Origin of the sequence: Shimia sp. CNT1-13L.2 (genome assembly GCF_024331145.1) — a bacterium.
Classification (GTDB): domain Bacteria; phylum Pseudomonadota; class Alphaproteobacteria; order Rhodobacterales; family Rhodobacteraceae; genus Shimia.
Window position 1 is genome coordinate 219,449 of sequence record NZ_JANDJO010000005.1, and the last position, 20,378, is coordinate 239,826.

Here is a 20,378-nt window from a genome sequence, read left to right on the forward strand (position 1 = left end):
GCTCAGGCCATCATACCGCCGTCCGCATCGTCGCCGGCTTCTTCAAGAAGACGGGTCAGATCAGGAATGGTCACATGCCGCTTGCCCTCAAGCTGGATCACACCATCGCGCTTCAGCGCCGACATCTGGCGGCTCACCGTCTCAAGCGTCAGGCCCAGATAATCGGCCATCGCCTCGCGGGTCAGCGGCAGATCGAACACCAGCGGCCCCTGGGTCCCGGTCAGCTTCAGCGTCGCATCACGCCGCGCGATGATCGACAGCAGGCTCGCGATCTTCTCGCGCGCGGTCTTGCGACCAAGCACCAGCATCCATTCACGCGCCGCATCCAGCTCGTCCAGAGTCATCTCCAGAAGGCGCTGCGCGATATGCGGTGTCTCGATCATCATTCGCTCGAACGGCTTCTTGCGGAAACAGCACATCACGAGGTCAGTGGTCGCCACGACATCATAGGCCGCGCCCTCGCGCCCCGGACGCCCAACGAAATCCGACGGCAGCAACAGGCCAACCATCTGGGTGCGCCCGTCTTCCATCGTCTGCGTCAAAGAGGCGATCCCGGTCACCACCGAGCCGACAAAATCCATCGGGTCACCAGACCAGATGACGGTCTGCCCGGCTTCGAAACTGCGGTAATACTTGATCTCGTCCAGCGCCTCGAGCTCGGTCGCGTCGCAACGCGCACAGACAGCTCTGTGGCGAATCGGACAATCCGCACACTCGTGCGAGCTGACTAAGGACGGTTCATTTAGCATATTCATGTTCGCGCTTGATCTGGGTCAAGGATTGGCCTGGACCTGTGTGCATAAGCGTAAATCCATGACGACGAAAACACAATTGGCAAAGCTGGGATTATTTGACGCGAAAGTACCGCGTTATACCAGTTACCCAACGGCACCGCACTTCAAGAACGATGTAACCCCCGAGATTTTCGGGGAATGGATCTCTGCAATCAAACCTGATTCGCAGATATCTCTTTACATCCATGTCCCCTTTTGCCGGCGCCTGTGCTGGTTCTGCGCCTGCCGCACCCAGGGAACCGCCTCCGCCTCACCGGTCGCTGCATATGTCGAGACCCTCAAGCAGGAACTCGCCATTCTCAAGGCCCAGTTGCCCTCGGGCGTCTCCCTGTCGCGCCTGCACTGGGGGGGCGGCACGCCCACCCTGCTCGAACCGGGCATGATGGAAGACCTCGCCGGCGCGATCTTCGATGTCGCCCCGATGGCCGAAACAGGCGAGTTCTCGGTCGAGATCGATCCCTGCGAAATCGATGACGCCCGCCTCGCCGTGCTGTCCAAGGCCGGCATGAACCGCGCCTCCATCGGTGTGCAGGATTTCGACGACGAGATTCAGAAAACCATCGGCCGTATCCAGGGCTATGACGTCACCAAGGAAGCGGTCGACATGATCCGCGCCCACGGCGTCTACAGCCTCAACGCCGACATCCTCTTCGGCCTGCCCCACCAGAACCAGGCCCGCATCACCGAAAGCGTGCAGAAACTCCTGTCGCTCTCGCCGGATCGTGTCGCCCTCTACGGCTACGCCCACGTGCCCTGGATGGCCAAGCGCCAGCAAATGATCCCCTCCGATGCCCTGCCCACCCCGCAGGAACGTCTCGAACTCTTCGAGACCGCCCGCAAGCTGTTCCTCTGGGACAACTACGAGGAAATCGGCATCGACCACTTCGCCACCAAGGAAGACGGCCTCTCGGTCGCCCAGAAGGCGGGCAAGCTGCGCCGCAACTTCCAGGGCTACACCGACGATCTGGCCGAGGCCCTGATCGGCGTCGGCGCCTCTTCGATCTCGCGCTTCCCGCAGGGCTATGCCCAGAACGCCCCGGCCACCTCGGCCCACACCGGGCGTATCCGCGACGGCAATTTCACCACCACCCGCGGCCACGTCTTCACCGAAGAAGACAAGCTGCGCGGCCGCCTGATCGAGGCCCTGATGTGCGACTTCCGCATTGACAGCGCCGAGATCATGCAGACCTTCAAGATTTCACCGGTCCGCCTTCAGGAACTCTACAAACCGGTGATCGAAGGCTTCCCCGGCATGGTTGAAATCACCCCCGAAGGTCTCTCGATCCCGGTCGAGGCCCGGCCCCTGACCCGGATGATGGCCCGCGCGCTCGACGCCTACGACATGGATTCGGCAGGACACAGTTCGGCAATCTGACGCCTGCGCCCTGCCACCCGCAATGCGACTGGCAAGCTTCAACGTGCAGAACATGCGCCTGCGCGCCGATCACCTCGACGGCGCGCGGGATCGCGACATGCCGGAGGATCTCGGTCCCGCCGCCCCGCTTCTTGATGACTACGACCGCGCCCTGACCGCCGCCGTGATCGGCGAAACCAACGCGGACATCATCGCGCTTCAGGAAGTCTTCGACCAACCGACCCTCGATCATTTCCACGACACCTGCCTGCGCGACGCGGGCATCGCCTCCTATCCCTATCGCATCTGCCTGCCCGGCAATGACGGACGCGGCCTTGATGTGGCCCTGCTGTCCCGCATCGCCCCGCAGGCGATCCAAAGCCACGCCCACCTGACCCCGGCCCACCTCGGCCTCGACGCGCCAGAGGGCCTGTCTCCCCATACCCCGCTGTTCCGCCGCGACTGCCTCGAGATCACCTTCCCCGCGCTGACGCTGTTCATCTGTCACTTCAAGGCCCCCTACCCGGATGCCGCCGCAACATGGCCCGTGCGCAACCTCGAGGCCCGCGCCGTGTGCGCCCTGATAAAGCGCCGCTTCGAAACCCCGGCCAAGGAAAACTGGCTGATCCTCGGCGATCTCAACCAGCCGCGCCACGAAGACCTGCCCGCCACCGCGCCGCTCACCTCCGGTTTCGCCGTCGACCTTGTTGCCCGCCTGCCCGCAGGCAGCCGCTGGAGCTATCACGACACGATGGATGATTTCTACGCCCGTCCCGACGCGATTCTCGCCTCCCCGGCACTGGCCCGACGCTTCCCCAAAGCCCGGCCAGAGCTGATCCGCTCGGGTCTGCCCTACGAGGCCCGCCTCTACCACGGCCCGCGGCTTGATACCGTGGGCACACACCGCCCCCACGCCTCGGATCACGCCGCGCTGGTCCTCGACCTGCCGGGCCTCTGACCGGCTTCAATGCACTGAAAATACTCCCGCCGGAGGCGCCTTAAAGATCAGGCGCCGCCGCCAGAAGGTTGCGGGTATATTCGGTCTGCGGATTGTCGAACAGGCTCTGCGCCTCACCCTGCTCCACCACGTCGCCGGCCTTCATCACCATGATCTTGTGGCTCATCGCCCGCACCACATGCAGGTCGTGGCTGATAAACAGATAGGCCAGCCCGTATTTTTTCTGCAACCCCCGCAGAAGATCGACGATCTGCACCTGCACCGTCATGTCCAGCGCCGAGGTCGGCTCGTCCAGCACCACCAGCTTGGGCCGCAGGATCATCGCCCGCGCAATGGCGATCCGCTGCCGCTGCCCGCCCGAGAACTCATGCGGGTAACGGTCCATCGTCGCGGGGTCCAGCCCAACCTCTTCCATCACCTCGGCCACCATCTCGCGTTCCGACCGCCCCTCGCGCAGCCCATGCACACCAAGACCCTCGGCAATGATCTGTTCACAGGTCATCCGCGGGCTCAGGCTACCAAACGGATCCTGGAACACGATCTGCATGTCCTTGCGCAGGTCGCGCAACTCCCGCGTCGACCACTTGCGCACGTCGCGCCCGTCAAAGGTGATCCCGCCTTCCGAGGCGATCAATCGCATGATCGCCAGCGCCAGCGTCGTCTTGCCCGATCCGGATTCCCCGACAATGCCCAGCGTTTCACCCGCACGCACGTCGATCGTCGCCTCGTTCACCGCCTTAACATGACCGACGGTGCGCTTGAAAAACCCGCGCTGGATCGGGAACCACACCTTGAGGTTCTCGGTTTCCGCCATCACCGGCGCGTCCCCGGCCACCGGTTCCGGTGCCCCCACCGCCCGCGCACTCAAAAGCGTCTTGGTATAGTCATGCTGCGGGTTGGCAAAAATCTCGTCCACCGGCCCGGCCTCGACGATCTCGCCCCCCTTCATCACACAGACCTTGTCGGCAATCCGCCGCACGATCCCAAGGTCATGGGTGATGAACAACAATCCCATCCCCTCGGCATCCTTCAGCTCTTTCAGCAACTCGAGGATCTGCGCCTGAATGGTCACATCCAACGCCGTTGTCGGCTCGTCCGCGATCAGGATGTCGGGCTTGTTGGCCAGCGCCATGGCGATCATCACACGCTGCCGCTGCCCGCCGGACAACTGGTGCGGATAGGCACCCAGGCGGTTCTCGGCATCGCGAATGCCGACCTTGCGCAACAGGTCTAGAATACGCTCCCGCGCTTTGTCACCGGCAATCCCCTGGTGCAGCGATAGGCTCTCGGCCAGCTGCTTTTCAAGCGTGTGCAGCGGGTTCAAAGAGGTCATCGGCTCCTGGAAGATGAACGAGATGTCGTTGCCCCGCACCTTGCGCAACAGGTTCTCCTTCGCGCCCACCATCTCCTGCCCGTCATAGGTGATCGAGCCCTCGATCTCGGCACTTGCCCCCAAAAGCGACACGGTCGACAGCGCCGTGACCGACTTGCCCGAACCGGATTCCCCCACCAGCGCCACGGTCTCACCGCGATCCACCGTAAAGGACACACCCTTCACCGCCTGCACCACCCGGCCATCCTGCCGGAACCCGACGCGCAGGTCTTTGACTTCGAGGATACTCATAGGCTTCCGATCGTATTCAACATCACAACACCCCAGGCCGCACCGCCCACCGCGACGCCAAACCCAAGCCAGCCCGCCGGTTGCCGCCCCACACGCCGCAGCGCTCCATAAAGCACCGAAAGAAAGGTCGGCGCATAAAGCAGGCCCAAAGACGCGGCCGCCGCAGCACCCGCACCCGCCTCAACCGCCTCAAACAGCACCCAGGCCAGCACGGCAACCGACAGGACCATCGCCGTGCCCGCCAGCCCGTTTACCTGGCACTGCCACTTCGACTCGCAAACCCCGGCGCTCATGAAAAGGTCTTCCTCGGGTCAAAGGCATCGCGCACGCCCTCGAAGATGAACACAAGCAGCGACAACATGATGGCAAAGGTGAAAAACGCGGTGAAGGCCAGCCACGGGGCCTGAAGGTTCTGCTTGGCCTGCAAGGTCAGCTCGCCCAGCGACGGCGCCGTCGACGGCAACCCGAAGCCAAGGAAATCCAGACCCGCCAGAACCGAAATCGTGCCGGTCACGATAAAGGGCAGCATGGTCACCGTCGCCACCATCGCGTTCGGCAACATGTGGCGGAACATGATCACCCGGTTGCTCACGCCCAGCGCCTTGGCCGCCCGCACATATTCAAGGTTGCGCGCCCGCAGGAACTCGGCCCGCACCACGCCCACAAGCGCAGTCCAGCCGAACAGCACCATCAGGATCACCAAAAGCCAGAAACTCCGCCCCAGAACCGCGAACATGATGATGATCACGTAAAGCTGCGGCGTCGCGCCCCAGATCTCGATCACCCGCTGGAACACAAGGTCGATCCAGCCCCCGAAATAGCCCTGCACGGCGCCGGCAATGATGCCGATCACGCTCGCCGCCGCGGTCACGATCAGGGTAAAGACAATCGACAGGCGGAAGCCATAGAGTACCCGCGCCACCACGTCCCGCTTGCGGTCATCCGTGCCCAGCCAGTTCTGCGCACTTGGCGGCAGCGGCGCGGCACCGGGGCGGTCGACGGGCGTGTCATAGGAATAGGGAATAAGCGGCCAAAGGGTCCACCCCTTCTCGAAGCCCTCCTCGGCATAACTGCCCGCCGCGACCTGCGCCAGAATATCCTCCGGCTCGTCAAAGCAGAACTCGACGCCACCGGTCTCGATCAGGCATTGCACCACCGGATCCTTGTAATCCGCCTCGGTCTTGAAATCGCCACCAAAGGCGGTCTCGGGATAGAACTTGGCAATCGGCACATAATACTCGCCGCGATAGCTCACGAGGATCGGCTTGTCGTTGGCCAGAACCTCGGCAAACAGCGAGACAAAGAACACCACCGAAAAGATCACCAGCGACCACAGCGCCCGGCGATTGCGTTTGAAGTTGCGCCAGCGGCGCTGGTTCAGCGGGGACAACGCCATGGCTCAGCCCTCCCGCTTTTCAAAGTCGATACGCGGATCGACAAGCACGTACATCAAATCCGACAACAGCCCTACCACGAGGCCGATCAGGCCAAATATGAACAGGGTGCCAAAGACAATCGGATAGTCGCGCTGCACCGCCGCCTCGAACCCGAGCCGCCCCAGACCATCCAGCGAGAAGATCGTCTCGATCAGCACCGAACCGCCAAAGAACACCCCGATGAACACCGCCGGAAAGCCCGCGATCACGATCAGCATCGCATTGCGGAACACATGCCCGTAAAGCACCCGGTTCTCCGTCAGCCCCTTGGCCCGCGCCGTCATCACATAGTGTTTCTTGATCTCGTCCAGGAACGAGTTCTTGGTCAGCAGCGTCAGCGTCGCAAAGGCGGCAATGGTCGAGGCCACCACCGGCAGGGTGATGTGCCAGAAATAATCCAGCACCTTGCCCACCATCGTCAGGTCTTCGAACCCGTCCGATGTCAGCCCGCGCAACGGGAACAGTTTCCAGTAGGAGCCACCCGCAAACAGCACCAGCAGCATGATCGCAAACAGGAACCCGGGGATCGCATAGGCCACGATGATTGCCCCCGAGGTCCAGGTATCAAAGGGCGAGCCATCCTTGACCGCCTTGCGAATACCCAGCGGGATCGACACCAGATAGGCAATCAGCGTCGACCACAGGCCAAGCGTGATCGACACCGGCAGCTTTTCCAGCACAAGGTCGATCACCCCGATCTTGCGAAAATAACTCTCGCCGAAATCCAGCGTCATATAGTTGCCAAGCATGATGAAAAACCGCTGGTAGGCCGGTTTGTCGAACCCGAATTCCTCTTCCAGCTGGGCAATGAACTCCGGCGGCAACCCCTGCGCCCCGGCATATTTGCTGTTGGCGCCGCCCGCGAAATCATCGGTCTCCAGCGCACCGGCATCCTGCCCGCTGCCCGCAAAGCCTTCGAACACGTCCCCCTGCCCCTGGATCTGGGCAATGACCTGCTCGACCGGCCCGCCCGGCACGAATTGCACAAGGGCAAAGTTGATCAGCATGATCCCGAACAGGGTCGGAATGATCAGCAGCAAACGTCGTAGAATATAGGCGCCCATGCGCGATTACCTCAAAGCGCCTTCGGCCTTCAGCTTGGCCGCTTTTTCCGCATTGAACCACCAGAAGTCCAGCTCACCCAGCGCGAATGTCGGCAGGGGGGTCGGATATTCATACTGGTCATAATAGGACACCCAGACACTGTCGTTGTACCAGACCGGAATGATGAACCGCTCATACCGCAGCACCCGGTCCAGCGCCTTGAGCGCCGCGTATTCCTCTTCGCGCGACTCGGCATTCAACGACCGCTCGATGATCGCATCCACCAATGGGCTGGCAAGCCCCGCCGGATTGAACAGCGAAAACGCCGCCTCGCCCGAACCGTACATCTGCATCAGACCGGTCCCGGTCGACAGGAAAGAGCGATAGTTGTCATAGACAAGGTCATAATCCCGCTCGCGTTCCCGCAGGGTATACTGCGCCGGGTCCACCTTCTCCTGCGTGGCCTCGATGCCCATCTTTTGCAGGTTCTGCACGAACACCTCGATAAAGGCCGCAAGCGTTGCCGAGACTGACGACGGATAGGGGAAGTTGATCTTCATCGTCTCCCCCGCCGCGTTCCGACGCTTCCCGTCATCGCCAACTTCCCAGCCGGCCTCATCCAGAAGCTTCATCGCCTTGCGCAGGTTTCGACGGTCCACTTCCCGCGCCCCGTTCGAAGAATGCGCCATCACCGCAGGAGTCGTCATGATCTCTTCCGGCACCAGATCGCCCAGCGACATCAGGATGTCCTTCTCAAGCCCCTCCGGCACACCGCTGGCCGCATGATCGGCCCCCTGCACAAAGGAATGGCGCTGTTTGAACAGCCCGAACTGAAGCGATTCATTCACCCATTCAAAGTTGAAGGCCAGCGCCACGGCCTCGCGCACGCGGCGGTCCTTGAAGATGTCGCGGCCAAGGTTGAACACAACGCCCGTGGGCACCGGCGGCGTCCCATCGGGCAGCGCCTCTTTCACGACCCAGCCCTTTTCGATGCCCGGAAACTCGTATCCGGTGGCCCATTTCTTCGAATTGCCCTCTGCGCGGAAGGTATATTCCCCCGCCTTGAAGGCCTCGAACGCCGCCGCATCATCGGCGAAATATTCGATCCGGATCTTGTCAAAGTTATGCCGCCCCTTGTTGAACGGCAGATCCCAGCCCCAGTAGTCCGGATTGCGCTTGTAGGTGATGCGACGGTTCACATCGACCTCGTCCACCATATACGGCCCCGACCCCGGCGAGGTCTCCATGCGCGGCTCGTCCAGACGCGCGCCGGTTTCCTCGTACCACTTCTTCGACCACACCGGCACGCCCCCCACCTGATCAATCAGGCTGCGGCGCGAAATGCCTTCGGTGAAATAGAACTTGATGGTGTGATCGTCGATCACCTCGGCCTTGGGAATACGCTTCTTCACCGCCTGCGCATAAGACGGCAGCCCCTGCTCCAAAAGCAGGTTGTGGCTGAACAGCACGTCATGCGCCGTCACCGGCGAGCCATCCGAAAACCGCGCCTCGGGGCGCATGTGGAAAATGACCCAGGTCTTGCCCTCGTCATACTCAAGGCTTTCCGCCAACAGCCCATAGGCTTCGCCATACACATCCGCCGGTGCCGATCCGCTGGCAAGCGCGTCGCCCAAAAGGCTCTCGTACATCATCCAGCTATAGCGCCCGGCCCGCCCCTTGCGGCTGTAGGGGTTCATCGAATCAAACGTCCCCGGCGCCCACAGAGCAATCTCGCCGCCCTTCGGCGCATCCGGATTCACATAGTTGAAATGCTGGTAATCCGCCGGATAAGTCAGGTCACCGTAAAAGGAATAGCCGTGGCTGCGGATGATCCCGTCGTCCTCGGCCGACACCGCCTTGGCCGCGCCCAACAGGGCAACCGCCGCCGCCCCGGCCAACAACCACCGCCCGAACAGGCCGAAATCCGGCATTACGGCAGCTTTCACACGCATCTGGGACATGGCTCTTCCTCTGTCTGCTGGACGATTTTTCGATCTTGTTACTTTTACATAAAGCTAAAGTGCCTGCCTGCCCACATTCAAGGCGTGAAAGGCTCAACAAGGCGTGAAATCGCCGTGCGCATCAGGGGAATCAGTACCCGGAATCAAAAAGGCCGCTGCGCGGAGCAACGGCCTTTTTCAAATTCTCTTATCCGTCAGATCACTGGATGGTCTGCAGATAGGCAATCAGGTTGGCGCGGTCGGTGGCCTTTTTCAGACCCGAGAATGACATCTTGGTGCCCGGCGCAAAGCCTTTCGGGTTGGTCAGGAAGGCATCCAGGTTTTCAGCCGACCAGGTCTCTGCAACCGCAACCAGCTTGCCCGAGTAGCCAAAGCCGTCAACGGCACCAACGGTACGGTCAACAACGGCGAACAGGTGCGGGCCGGTGCCGTTCGCACCGTCTTCCAGCTTGTGGCAGGCTTTACACTTGCTGAACACTTTCGCGCCCTTGCCAGCATCGGCAGCCGCCAGCAGTTCTTCGAGGGTCGGGGCCGCTTCTTCTTCCTCGGCACCCGCATCATCGCCACCTTCGACCTCGATCACATAGGCCTGAGCGGCGTGATCGCCGTGGCCACCACCGGTGTGATACATCACTTCGGCAGCCCACTTGCCCAGCAGGAAGATCAGGAGGGCACCACACAGCGCGCCCAGGGTTTTGGTCATTGTCATCGTGTCAAACATGCTACGTTTCCATCTCGTGGCGTTTGCGGGCTATCTATCCGCTTCCTCTTGGCAAACGCAAGGTATAGTTACCGCGACCAAACGCCCAATTCGCAGACTGTGCAGGGAATAGACAACACATGACCAACCGCATCGCTTTCCAGGGGGAACCCGGCGCCTATTCACACGAAGCCTGCCAGCAGGCCCGCCCCGACATGGAAGCCCTGCCCTGCCACACCTTTGACGAGGTGATCGATGCGGTCAAAACTGGCAAGGCCGACCTCGCCATGCTGCCGATCGAGAACTCGACCTATGGCCGCGTTGCCGACATCCACCGCCTGTTGCCCGAAAGCGGCCTGCACATTGTCGACGAAGCCTTTGTGCGTGTGCGCATCGCCCTGATGGGCCTGCCCGGCGTGACCCTTGACGAAATCGACACCGTCCGCGCCCACCTCGTGCTGCTGCCGCAATCCGCCGGTTTCCTTGAGAAAAACAACATCAAGGGCATCGCCGCCGCCGACAGCGCAGGTGCCGCCCGCGAACTCGCCGAACACCAGACCCGCAACGAAGGTGTCCTCGCCTCCGACCTCGCGGCCGAGATCTATGGCCTCAATGTTCTGGCCTCCGACATCGAGGACCACGGCCACAACACCACGCGCTTTGTCATCATGTCCCGCGAACCCGATCACACCCGCCGCGGCGAGATCGAAATGATGACAACCTTCGTCTTCGAAGTCCGCAACATCCCCGCTGCGCTCTACAAGGGCATGGGGGGATTCGCGACCAACGGCGTCAACATGACCAAGCTGGAAAGCTACATGGTCGACGGCTCCTTCACCGCCACCCGCTTTTACGCCGACATCGAAGGCCACCCCGACGACGCCCCCGTGCGCCGCGCGCTGGAAGAGCTGGACTATTTCACCAACTACCTGAACATCCTCGGTGTCTATCCGGCGGCCAAACCGCGCCACACCTGATCTTGGACGGGGCGTTACGCCCCCATCCCCCGTGCCTCCGCGCGAAACCACGCTAGAACACTCTCCAGATTCGCCTGCCCCGCCTTCTCGGGCCGGTACTCAATGGCGTATTTGGTGTTCTGCGGCGCAAACACCGGCCCCACCTGCACCAACCGCCCCGCGGCCACATGATCCGCCACAAGGTGATGCCAGCCAAGCGCCACCCCCTCCCCGTCCAGCGCCGCCTGCATCATGAACTGATAGTTCGAATGCCGGTACCCACCTCCCGACGCATCAAAGGCCACGCCGAAATGGGCAAACCACTCGGGCCAATAGGCATGGGCCGCCTCCGGCATATCGAAATGCAACAGCTTCGCCCCAAGCAGCGCCTCCGGCTCCTGCATCTCGGACAACACCTGCGGCGCGGCAACCGGATACACCTCTTCACGAAACAGCGGCATCTTCGGCCACCCCGTCTGCCCTTCGGCCCGCCAGCCAATCACCATGTCCACCTCGTCAAGGTTGATGTCCTGCAACCAAAGCGACACCGCAAGGTTGATCGGCGCATCCCCCGCCGCCCGCCGCAACGCGCTGAACCGCGGCATCAGCCAGCCATGCGCAAAAGTCTGCGTGCAGGCCAGCACAAGCCCCTTGCGCTCCGGCGCGGCAGCCACGAACTCCACCGCCTCGAGCATATCCGACAACCCCCGCGACACGGCCGCCGCCAAAGACTTGCCCGAGGGCGTCAGCCGCAGCTTGTTGTGATCGCGCTGGAACATCGCCACGCCCAGATCCTGCTCAAGCGTCGCAATATGGCGGCTCACGCTGGGCTGGCTCAAACTCAGCTCTTCCGCCGCCCGCGTAAAGCTGCCATGGCGCGCCGCCGCCTCGAACACCCGCAGGGGTGTCATCAGTGTCTGCAATCTTCGAAATCGTGCTGTCATACACTGAGCGTATGCAATTGATGCGGATTTTTGAAGTTTATTTGCACCCTATCCAATGCAACGCTTCACAAACTGCATCCAATTCAAAAGGACAACCAGATGCCTGCCGCGAACGGGACCCCGAAAACCACCCCGCTGACCGAAACCTTTGGCGCCGAAGTTCATGACATCGACCTCACCCAGATCATGACCCAGGCCGACTTCGCCCCCCTGCGTGACCTGTTTGACGAACACTCGACCCTTCTGTTCCGCAACCAGAGCCTCACCGACGAGGCGCACCTGCGCATTGCCAATTTCTTCGGCCCGATCGAAGACCGCCTTGCCGACGAACGCCAACCCGGCGAGGCCTACAAGGTGCCCGAGGTCTCGAACGTGCGCGAAGACGGCAGCGTCAGCGAAGCGATGGACCTGCACACGCTGAACCTCAAGTCCAACTTCCTGTGGCACTCCGACAGCACCTTCCTGCCCACCCCGGCACTGGTGAACGTCATCACTGCCCGCATCGTGCCCTCGACGGGCGGCGCCACCGAACTGGCCTCGACCCGCGCCGGATGGGCCGACATGCCGGAAGACCTGAAATCCCGCATCCGCGGTCGCGGGATCTGGCACCGCTACAGCCATTCTCGCAAGAAGATCTCCGAGGAACTGTCGAAACTGCCCATGTTCCACAAGTGGCCCGACCAGCACTGGAGCTCGATCTGGACCAACCCCGCCAACGGCCGCGAGGCGCTCTACCTCGCCAGCCACGCTTTCCGGATCGACGGCTATGACGAGGCCGAAAGCGAGGCCCTTCTTGAAGAGCTCACCGCCTACTGCACACAGCCTCGTTTCGTCTATTCCCACAACTGGAACGTCGGTGACGTCCTGATGTGGGACCAACGCGCCGTCATGCACCGCGGCACCCCCTGGCCCTACGAGGAACCGCGCAAACTCTCCAGCATCTGCAGCAGCGCCCAGGCCCGCGACGGCCTCGACACCATCCGCATGGACGCCGCCTGATCCGAACCATCGCACCGGGCGGCCCACCCCGCCCGGTGCGCACCATCACGCGATGGACAGAACCAGCTTGCCCACGGTCTCTCCCGCCTCAAGCCTGCGATGCGCCTCGCCTGCCTCTTCCAGCGGCAAAACCGTCAGCGTCGGCCGCAACACGCCTTCCCCCAAAAGATCGAACACCTTCTGCAAATCGGCGTGGAAAGCCGTCTGTTTCGCCCCGAAATAGGTGTAGATATCGCTGACCCGCACCGCGATCGACTTCTGGAAATGCCTGGCAAGGTCCTCCTCGAAACTGCCCTGCGGCGGCCCTGCAAGGAAACCAAAGATCACCGCCGTCCCCAGCGGCGCAAGGCTCTCCAGATCCCCTTTCACACTCTCGCCCGACACCGGGTTCAGCGTGATGTCCACACCGCGCCCGCCTGTGATCTCGGCGACACGTGCCACGATGTCTTCGCTGCGATAGTCGATCACGTGATCCGCCCCCTGCGCGCGGGCATAGGCCACCTTATCCGTGCTGACCGAGGCGATCACCTCCAGACCAAGGTACTTGGCAATCTGCACCGCCATCGTGCCGACACCGCCCGCCGCCGCATGGATCAGCACGCTGTCACCCGCCTCTGCCCGCCCGAGGTTCACCAGCATATGCCACGCCGTCAGCGCGTTCACCGGCATCGCCGCCGCGGTGGTGAACGCCACCTCGGCGCCAATCGCCGCCACATAGCTGGCCCCGATCACGGAATGGCTGCCATAGCCACCCGCTCCGATCGGTCCTATCCACGCCACGCGGTCGCCCACGGCAAGGCCGTCGACATCGGCTCCCACCGCCTCGACGATCCCCGCACCTTCGACCCCCGGCACATGCGGCAACGCGGGCATCATGCCCTCAGGCATCTCTCCCCTGCGAATGATCGTATCGATAAAGTTCACCGCCCCGGCATGGTTGCGCACAAGAACCTCACCCCGATCCGGCTGCGCTGTTTCAAGGTCAATGCGCTCAAGAACGTCATGGGCGCCTGTTGCGGGAATGGAAATTGCATATGACATCGGTTTCTCCAGTTTCGTTTCACCAAAGAACCTAGCGATCCACGCATTTCATGATAATATTCACAAATAGAACACTTAATCCCGCTGATAGGATAATGATCTACAACGACCTCGCCCTCTTCACCGCTGTCGCCCGCAACCTGAGCTTCTCAGCCGCGGCTCAGCAGTTCGACATCCCGCTCAGCCGGGTCAGCCGGCGCATTGCCGAACTCGAAGATCACCTTGGCGTCAAACTTTTCGAACGCACCACCCGCAAGGTCCGCCTGACCGAGGAAGGCCGCCGCCTCCTTGACCGCTGTCAGGATCCGATCGAGGCCCTGCTCGACCTCTCCGGCGTTACCGAAGACACCCACAGGCGCATGATCCGCGTCACCGCCGCCCCGCTGGCCCTGCGCGTCGACATCGGCCCGCTGCTGCTCGACTTCGCGCAATCCCGGCCCGACATCACGTTCGATCTGACCCCGACCAACGCCAACCTCGATTTCTTCCGCGACAATATCGATCTCGCTTTCCGCCTTGGACCCTTGGGAGATTCAAGCCTTGTCGCGCGCAAACTCTGGACGCTCACCTACGATTTCTGCGCCGCGCCAAAGCTGTTGGAAAAACATGGCCTCGGTCCGGATCTGGCCCTTGCTCAGTTTCTCGACCTGCCCGCACTGGTCACGCGGCAGCCGTGGATCATCAACCGGAACGAAAGCCTCGATCCCACCAACATCGCTCATGAGCTGGATGATCTGGAGCTTGTGCAAAAGGCCGCCACGCTCGGCCTTGGCACAGCGCTTCTCCCGCGCGAGATGATCAAGGGCGATCTGCTGCCGCTCCGGGTCAAGGGCGCAACGCCCATCGATCGTGACATGTTCGTGGTATACCCGGGCAAACGGCTGCTGCCGTCCCACACCCGTGACCTGATCGACTTCATGGCGTCCCGAGACAGGGCCGGAACGCCCTAGGGATCAAGCCGCCTTGCTCGCGCGGTCTTCCATGTCCCGCGCAAGGCCGGCCAGCTTCTTGTCGAACCGCTTGGAAATGTTCTTCTTGGCCAGTTTCAGAGACTGAACCATCAGGCGTGCCGACAACGTCTTGGGCTTCAGCGTCCCAACAACATTCAGCCGTGTCCGTGTCTTGGAGAGCGGTACCAGCACCACCTCGACGGTGGAATCTAGCCCCTGAATCTGTGCCTCGAAGGTCATTTCGTTGGGACGGTCGAATCCCGTCACCTCGACCTCGGCCTGCCGTTCGCGGCCGCGCATCTGAAATCCGATATCCCACTTCGCGCCAAGGCCCGGCGCCTCAAGGGAATCCAATCGTTTGATCTTGACCCCACGGCGCATCGCCGAACGTTCATGGCGCTCGAAATCCGCGATCATGTCGAAAACTTGTGCGATCGGAACGTCCAGATCTTCCTTGGATTTAAACTTCATAACTCGCCCTCAATGCCTGCTCTTTAATTACGCGTTAATCCAGCCTGTCCGCAAGCCAGTTGCGTAGGATAAAATGCGCGATGGCACCTTTTCGCGCGGGTTTGAGCACCGGATGGGCACCGGAAAAGGCCTGCATCATCTCTTCCCGCGACACCCAGATCGCATCCTCGATTTCGTTGGGATCGATTTTGATCTCCCGATCCAGCGCGTTCCCCCGACACCCGAACATCAGCGATGACGGAAAGGCCCAGGGCTGGCTGGCAAGGTAATCCACCTGCCCGACCTTGATACCGGCCTCTTCAAAGACCTCGCGGCGCACCGCCGCCTCAAGCGTCTCGCCCGGTTCGACAAACCCCGCCAACAAAGAATACATGCCCTCGGGCCACCCCGGCGAGCGCCCCATCAACACGCTGTTGCCGTGGGTGATCAGCATGATCACAACCGGGTCCGTGCGCGGAAAGTGGTGTCCGCCGCACGACGGGCAATCGCGCTGCCAGCCCGCCATCGCCATCTCGCTTTCATGGCCACAAATTGCACAGAACCGGTGCGACCGGTGCCAGCCCAGAACCGCCTTTGCCGTCGCCGCAAGTTCCGCATCCCGCAACCCCATGCGCGACATGATTGCCCGCAACTCACAGAACACCTCGCCCTCGGGCAAATCCGGATGCTGCTGTTCGCTGCGGTCCACGAACTGGCCCAGCGCCTCGGCATCAAGATCCTGCGGAACCCAGCCTGAAATATCGTGCGCAAAGCAATGTCCGCTGTCCTCGCGGCCAAGGTAAATCGGCTTGATCGCCAACTCCTTCAGCGCCGGATGATCCATCGGCAGGCGCACCAGCTCTCCGCGATCCTCCCCCCGCACCAGCGGCTTGCCGCGCCAGAACAGGATGGTGCGTGTCGAGGGCGCGGCCATCGCTTCGGCCAGCGCCGCAGCATCCCCGCGCACCTCGGCCGCCCGGTCCAGCCCCGAACCGCCAAACGTCACTGTCTCCGCATGTTTCATGTCGCCCCTCCTGTTCCCCCAAGGCTTGCCACGCCCCACCCACGGGCGCAATGACACATCCGATCACAACACCCTCATCCGGCAACCTGTGGCCTTTGTGATTCAGATCGAAAGAAAAGCATCACCCCGGTTGAGATCAACCTGAGACAAGATATCTCGGAACACGTAAGGTGCTGGTGTAGTTTGTTTCTTTTCCCAAAACCCAAGCGATACCGTGCCCCAGGATACCCCAGCCCGATTAGCCACCATCCCGCTCACGCTCCTCGCGACAAGCGACGTCCACGCGCATCTGTTGTCCTACGACTACTTCTCCGACCAGCCCACCGAAAAACCCGCCCTCACGCGTCTCGCCACACTGATCGCCGAAATCCGGCGCGACCATCCCAATGTCCTGCTGCTGGACAACGGCGATTTCCTTCAGGGCACCGCCCTGTCCGACCTGTTCTGCGAAAACGGCCTGCCCACCGACATGCCCCATCCGGTGATCGCCGCAATGAACCACCTCGGCTATGACGCCGCCGGCCTTGGCAATCACGAATTCAACCTCGACCTGCCCGACCTAGCCGGCGCCTTGCAACAGGCAACCTTCCCGCGCCTCAACGCCAACCTGCACCCCACCGCGACAGGCACCGCCCTGAACGGTCTCTGGCGCGACCGCCTGATCCTGCGCCGCACGTTCCAGGACACCGACGGCACCCCTCACGACCTCAACATCGGCCTGTTCGGCGTCCTGCCGCCACAGGTTCTTGCATGGGATCACACCCGGATCGGCAGCCGCCTGACCGCCACCGACATGGTCACCGCCGCCCGCGCCGCCACAACCGCCCTACGCGCCGAAGGAGCCGACGTCGTCATCGCCCTTGCCCACACCGGCTTTGGCTCCGAAACCCACGAGGACGGCATGGAAAACGCCGCCCACCCAATCCTCGCTCTGCCCGACATCGACGCCATCGTCTTCGGTCACACCCATCTGCCCCACAGCACCTCCAAGGCCACCCCCGCGGTCCTGCCCGGTGCCGAAGCAAGCCAGCTTGGCCGCATCGACCTCACCCTGACCCGCACCACCACCAAATGGCAGGTCACCAACTCCTCCGCCGCCCTCCTTCCCGCCACGCCGCAAACCCACGGCGAAGATCAAGACCTGCGCGCCCTCCTCGAACCGGCCCACCAACGCACCCTCACGGGCATCCGCCGCCCCGTCGGCACCTTGCCCCGCGCCGTGCACAGCTATTTCTGCGTCCTACCCGACTGCAACCCCGCCTGCCTCATCGCCGAGGCCCAGCGCCACTACGTCGCCCGCCAACTCAAAGACACGCCGCTGGCCGCCCTGCCCCTCCTGTCGGCCAGCGCCCCGCAAAAGAACGGCGGCCGCAGCGGCCCGGACCATTTCACCGACGTCCCCGCCGGCCCCATCGCCCTCAGCCATGTCACCGACATCCAGTATTTCCCCAACGAAATCTCGGTCATGCGCCTGACCGGTGCCGAGATCGCCGACTGGCTGGAAATGTCGGCCAGCATGTACCGCCAGATCACCCCGCATGGCGGCGACCAGCCCCTGCTTGATCCCGCCTTCCCCGCCTACAACAGCGATACGATCTTCGGCCTTGCCTACGAGATCGACCTCACCCAACTGCCGCGCTATGCCACCGATGGCACGCTCCTGAACGCCGAAAGCCGCCGCATCCGCGCGCTGCACCACGACGGCGCCCCCATTTCCCCATCCGCCGATTTCCTTGTGGCAATGAACAATTATCGTTCCGGCGGCGGCGGGTACTTCCCGCATGTCTCTCCCGATCGTATCGTCTTTGAACGCGACACCAAGGTGCGCGACATCCTCGCCGACTACATCGCCACCCTCGACGGCGACCCCGAGATCGCCTTCCCCTGGCGCTTTACCCCGATCCCCGGCGCCTTCGGCCTGTTCGAAACCGGCCCAGCCGCCCGCCGCCTGCTCGAAGACAGCAGCAACCTTCAAGACCTCGGCCTCACCGATCAGGGCTTCCTGCGCCTGCGCACCCCGATCTGATCGTGCCGCATTCGCACCGCTTGCATCTCTGCAAACAGCGCATTATATCCGCCCTTGAGAGGTTGGCGCGGGCAAGCGCCTCGCCAACCTGGTCAGGACCGGAAGGTAGCAGCCACAACGAGCCCCGCTTGGGTCGATGTCCAGCCTCTCACCAACGTCGCGTTCCGCGTAGCGGGTTGCGACGGTCATGTTCTGCTGAAAGCAGGTTACGACGGTCGCGTTCCGCTCTACGGTTACGACGCAACGCCAGATGGCACACCCTAAGACGCCGGAGGATACATGGAGAATGTAGCACCCTTCCGGGCCGTCACTGTCTGAACCCCGACAGTCACCGCCCGGCCGTTTTGAACCGCGCAAGGCTCCTGCCTGCGCCGATTTCGATTCGTATCGGGACTTGGAACATTGACCCAACTTTCTCACACCGACCTTGGATGGTCGGCCCACTTCCACGCGCAGATCGACGTGGACCACCTTCCGCTTGCGGCCCGCATCACCTCGGTGGCGCGTGACCGCCTCTTCGCGCTCACCCCATCTGGCCCGCGCACCATTCTGCCGCCCGCATCCATGTCAACCGGCGCCTTTGCCACCGGCGACTGGGTGATCACCACACCGGATGGCACCCGTGTTGATCGTCTGCTCACCCGGCAAACCTCCCTCGCGCGCCGCGCCGCAGGCACCGGTGCCGACAGCCAGCTCATTGCCGCCAATGTCGACACTCTGGGCATCGTCACCTCCTGCAACGCCGACTTCAACGAGGCGCGGCTGGAACGCTATCTCGCGCTCGCTGCCAGCGCGGGCTGCCTGCCTCTGGTGATCCTCACCAAGGCCGATCTCTGCGATGACCCGCGTGAGTATGCCCGACGCGCCGAACGGCTCTCGCCCTTGGTCACCGCCCTCAGCCTCAACGCCACCGACCCGCTTGAGGCCGAGGCCCTGTCTCCGTGGTGTTCCTCCGGTCGGACGCTGGCCCTTGTCGGCTCCTCCGGTGTCGGCAAATCGACCCTGTCGAACGCGATCACCACGATAACCTCGGCCACGCAGGGCATTCGCGAAGACGATGCCAAGGGCCGGCACACCACCACGGCGCGCGGCCTCTTTGCCACGCGGTTCGGGGGCTGGCTGATCGACACGCCCGGTATGCGCGCGCTGCGCCTTGCCGACGCCTCCGAGGGCATTGAAACCATCTTCGATGACATCGAGACCCTGGCCCGCACCTGCCGTTTTTCCGACTGCCGGCACGAGACCGAACCGGGCTGCGCGGTTCAGGCCGCGATCACCGACGGTACCCTCGCCGAAGACAGGCTCAACCGCTGGCGCAAACTCCTGCGCGAAGACGCCCACAACAGCGCCACCCTGCACGAGGCCCGCGCCCGTGATCGCGCCTTTGGCAAAATGGTGCGCTCTGTCATGAAGGAAAAGAACCGCCACAAGGGCTGAACCAATAGATCGGGGCGCGATCCGACTCGCGCCCCGTTTGCCAACCCGCATGTCCTGAACCTCGCGTCGCCGCACCGTACGGCCCGTTACCGCGCCAAATCCAGCCTTCGGCACCTCCGCAATACCGTCGCAATACCGACGTAATACCGAAACCCGATTTCCCACGATTTCAGCGCGTTAACTCCGATTCGCCGCCCAATCGAACTGTGCGTCCGTTTCCACCGCGCAGGGCCGCACCGCCCGCAACCTCTGCAAGGCCTCTTCCGGCTGTTCCCCCATCTCGACCAACAGCCGCAGGATCGCCATGCCCGAACGCCCGCATCCCCCGAAACAATGCACCAGCACCCGCCCCCCATCGCGCAGAACCGCCTTTGCCTGCACCGCGGTTTCCGGCCATTTCGCAAGGGTCTCCCCGCTCGGCGCGCCAAAGTCGCGGATCGGCAGATGCACCCAGCCAATGCCCTCTGCCTCAAGATCCTCCGCCAGGCCCGCCGCCCCGATCCGCGCCAGTTCCTGCGCCTCGGTCATGGTCAGGACAAGCCTGGGGTTCCATTCGAAAATCATCGCCAGATCAGAAGCATAATCCCCGAACCGTCCCGGTGCCGGGCAAATCCCGATCTCTCCGTTCGACGCCTGCAACGACGCGATAACAAATCCCATGACACCCCTCACCTCTGCCG

19 protein-coding genes and 1 other RNA gene are annotated in these 20,378 nt (G+C 62.7%); 8 read left to right on the top strand and 12 right to left on the bottom strand.

The window, feature by feature from the left end; genetic code table 11:
• Window positions 1-2: 2 nt before the first annotated feature.
• On the bottom strand, window positions 3-749 hold the full coding sequence (fnrL, locus tag NNA36_RS12930) for a transcriptional regulator FnrL (RefSeq protein WP_255107865.1): 747 nt from the start codon (window positions 747-749) through the stop codon (window positions 3-5).
• A 64-nt stretch (window positions 750-813) separates the two neighbouring features.
• Between fnrL and hemN the strand changes: the two genes are divergently transcribed.
• Both hemN and NNA36_RS12940 read left to right on the top strand, forming a co-directional pair.
• Window positions 814-2,169, top strand: coding sequence for an oxygen-independent coproporphyrinogen III oxidase (hemN, locus tag NNA36_RS12935; protein ID WP_255107627.1), 1,356 nt, complete (start codon window positions 814-816; stop codon window positions 2,167-2,169).
• A gap of 22 nt (window positions 2,170-2,191) precedes the next feature.
• A complete protein-coding gene (locus NNA36_RS12940; RefSeq protein WP_255107628.1) occupies window positions 2,192-3,106 on the top strand; it encodes an endonuclease/exonuclease/phosphatase family protein in 915 nt (304 codons plus the stop codon).
• A gap of 40 nt (window positions 3,107-3,146) precedes the next feature.
• Here NNA36_RS12940 and NNA36_RS12945 read toward each other — a convergent pair whose 3' ends face one another.
• The 6 genes from NNA36_RS12945 to NNA36_RS12970 all read right to left on the bottom strand — a co-directional run bounded on the left by NNA36_RS12945 (window position 3,147) and on the right by NNA36_RS12970 (window position 9,892).
• Window positions 3,147-4,730 (bottom strand): ABC transporter ATP-binding protein, encoded by a 1,584-nt coding sequence (locus NNA36_RS12945; RefSeq protein ID WP_255107638.1) that lies wholly within the window; start codon window positions 4,728-4,730, stop codon window positions 3,147-3,149.
• Complete coding sequence (locus NNA36_RS12950) at window positions 4,727-5,023, bottom strand: hypothetical protein (protein ID WP_255107641.1); 297 nt, start codon at window positions 5,021-5,023, stop codon at window positions 4,727-4,729. The genes NNA36_RS12945 and NNA36_RS12950 overlap by 4 nt, the downstream gene beginning before the upstream one ends.
• Window positions 5,020-6,126, bottom strand: coding sequence for an ABC transporter permease (locus NNA36_RS12955; protein WP_255107644.1), 1,107 nt, complete (start codon window positions 6,124-6,126; stop codon window positions 5,020-5,022). The genes NNA36_RS12950 and NNA36_RS12955 overlap by 4 nt, the downstream gene beginning before the upstream one ends.
• A gap of 3 nt (window positions 6,127-6,129) precedes the next feature.
• Window positions 6,130-7,230, bottom strand: coding sequence for a microcin C ABC transporter permease YejB (locus tag NNA36_RS12960; RefSeq protein WP_255107645.1), 1,101 nt, complete (start codon window positions 7,228-7,230; stop codon window positions 6,130-6,132).
• A 6-nt stretch (window positions 7,231-7,236) separates the two neighbouring features.
• Window positions 7,237-9,171: an extracellular solute-binding protein gene (locus NNA36_RS12965; protein WP_255107648.1), complete on the bottom strand. Its 1,935-nt coding sequence runs from the start codon at window positions 9,169-9,171 to the stop codon at window positions 7,237-7,239.
• A 199-nt stretch (window positions 9,172-9,370) separates the two neighbouring features.
• On the bottom strand, window positions 9,371-9,892 hold the full coding sequence (locus NNA36_RS12970; protein ID WP_255107650.1) for a cytochrome c family protein: 522 nt from the start codon (window positions 9,890-9,892) through the stop codon (window positions 9,371-9,373).
• 119 nt (window positions 9,893-10,011) lie between these two features.
• Here NNA36_RS12970 and NNA36_RS12975 point away from each other — a divergent pair, with 119 nt between their 5' ends.
• Window positions 10,012-10,848, top strand: coding sequence for a prephenate dehydratase (locus tag NNA36_RS12975; protein WP_255107653.1), 837 nt, complete (start codon window positions 10,012-10,014; stop codon window positions 10,846-10,848).
• 14 nt (window positions 10,849-10,862) lie between these two features.
• Here the strand turns inward: NNA36_RS12975 and NNA36_RS12980 are convergent, their stop codons facing one another.
• Complete coding sequence (locus NNA36_RS12980; RefSeq protein WP_255107654.1) at window positions 10,863-11,738, bottom strand: LysR family transcriptional regulator; 876 nt, start codon at window positions 11,736-11,738, stop codon at window positions 10,863-10,865.
• A 132-nt stretch (window positions 11,739-11,870) separates the two neighbouring features.
• Here NNA36_RS12980 and NNA36_RS12985 point away from each other — a divergent pair, with 132 nt between their 5' ends.
• A complete protein-coding gene (locus NNA36_RS12985) occupies window positions 11,871-12,770 on the top strand; it encodes a TauD/TfdA family dioxygenase (protein ID WP_255107656.1) in 900 nt (299 codons plus the stop codon).
• 45 nt (window positions 12,771-12,815) lie between these two features.
• Here the strand turns inward: NNA36_RS12985 and NNA36_RS12990 are convergent, their stop codons facing one another.
• Window positions 12,816-13,811, bottom strand: a complete 996-nt coding sequence (locus NNA36_RS12990) for a zinc-binding dehydrogenase (RefSeq protein ID WP_255107659.1) — start codon at window positions 13,809-13,811, stop codon at window positions 12,816-12,818.
• Between the two features lie 95 nt (window positions 13,812-13,906).
• On the opposite strand from NNA36_RS12990, the gene NNA36_RS12995 reads away from it, so the two are divergent.
• Window positions 13,907-14,761: a LysR family transcriptional regulator gene (locus NNA36_RS12995; protein ID WP_255107661.1), complete on the top strand. Its 855-nt coding sequence runs from the start codon at window positions 13,907-13,909 to the stop codon at window positions 14,759-14,761.
• Window positions 14,762-14,764: 3 nt separating this feature from the next.
• Here the strand turns inward: NNA36_RS12995 and NNA36_RS13000 are convergent, their stop codons facing one another.
• Together NNA36_RS13000 and nudC are read right to left on the bottom strand one after the other, a co-directional pair.
• Window positions 14,765-15,232: an SRPBCC family protein gene (locus tag NNA36_RS13000; RefSeq protein ID WP_255107663.1), complete on the bottom strand. Its 468-nt coding sequence runs from the start codon at window positions 15,230-15,232 to the stop codon at window positions 14,765-14,767.
• 34 nt (window positions 15,233-15,266) lie between these two features.
• Complete coding sequence (gene nudC, locus NNA36_RS13005; protein WP_255107666.1) at window positions 15,267-16,235, bottom strand: NAD(+) diphosphatase; 969 nt, start codon at window positions 16,233-16,235, stop codon at window positions 15,267-15,269.
• Between the two features lie 214 nt (window positions 16,236-16,449).
• Here nudC and NNA36_RS13010 point away from each other — a divergent pair, with 214 nt between their 5' ends.
• From NNA36_RS13010 to rsgA, 3 genes are all read left to right on the top strand, one after another.
• Entirely contained in the window at window positions 16,450-18,261 is a 1,812-nt protein-coding gene (locus NNA36_RS13010; RefSeq protein WP_255107668.1) for a bifunctional 2',3'-cyclic-nucleotide 2'-phosphodiesterase/3'-nucleotidase, read from the top strand.
• 55 nt (window positions 18,262-18,316) lie between these two features.
• Window positions 18,317-18,415, top strand: an RNA gene (ffs, locus tag NNA36_RS13015) — signal recognition particle sRNA small type.
• Window positions 18,416-18,663: 248 nt separating this feature from the next.
• Window positions 18,664-19,698: a ribosome small subunit-dependent GTPase A gene (gene rsgA, locus NNA36_RS13020; protein ID WP_255107671.1), complete on the top strand. Its 1,035-nt coding sequence runs from the start codon at window positions 18,664-18,666 to the stop codon at window positions 19,696-19,698.
• 177 nt (window positions 19,699-19,875) lie between these two features.
• Here rsgA and NNA36_RS13025 read toward each other — a convergent pair whose 3' ends face one another.
• Window positions 19,876-20,358, bottom strand: a complete 483-nt coding sequence (locus tag NNA36_RS13025; RefSeq protein WP_255107673.1) for a protein-tyrosine phosphatase family protein — start codon at window positions 20,356-20,358, stop codon at window positions 19,876-19,878.
• Between the last annotated feature and the right edge of the window lie 20 nt (window positions 20,359-20,378).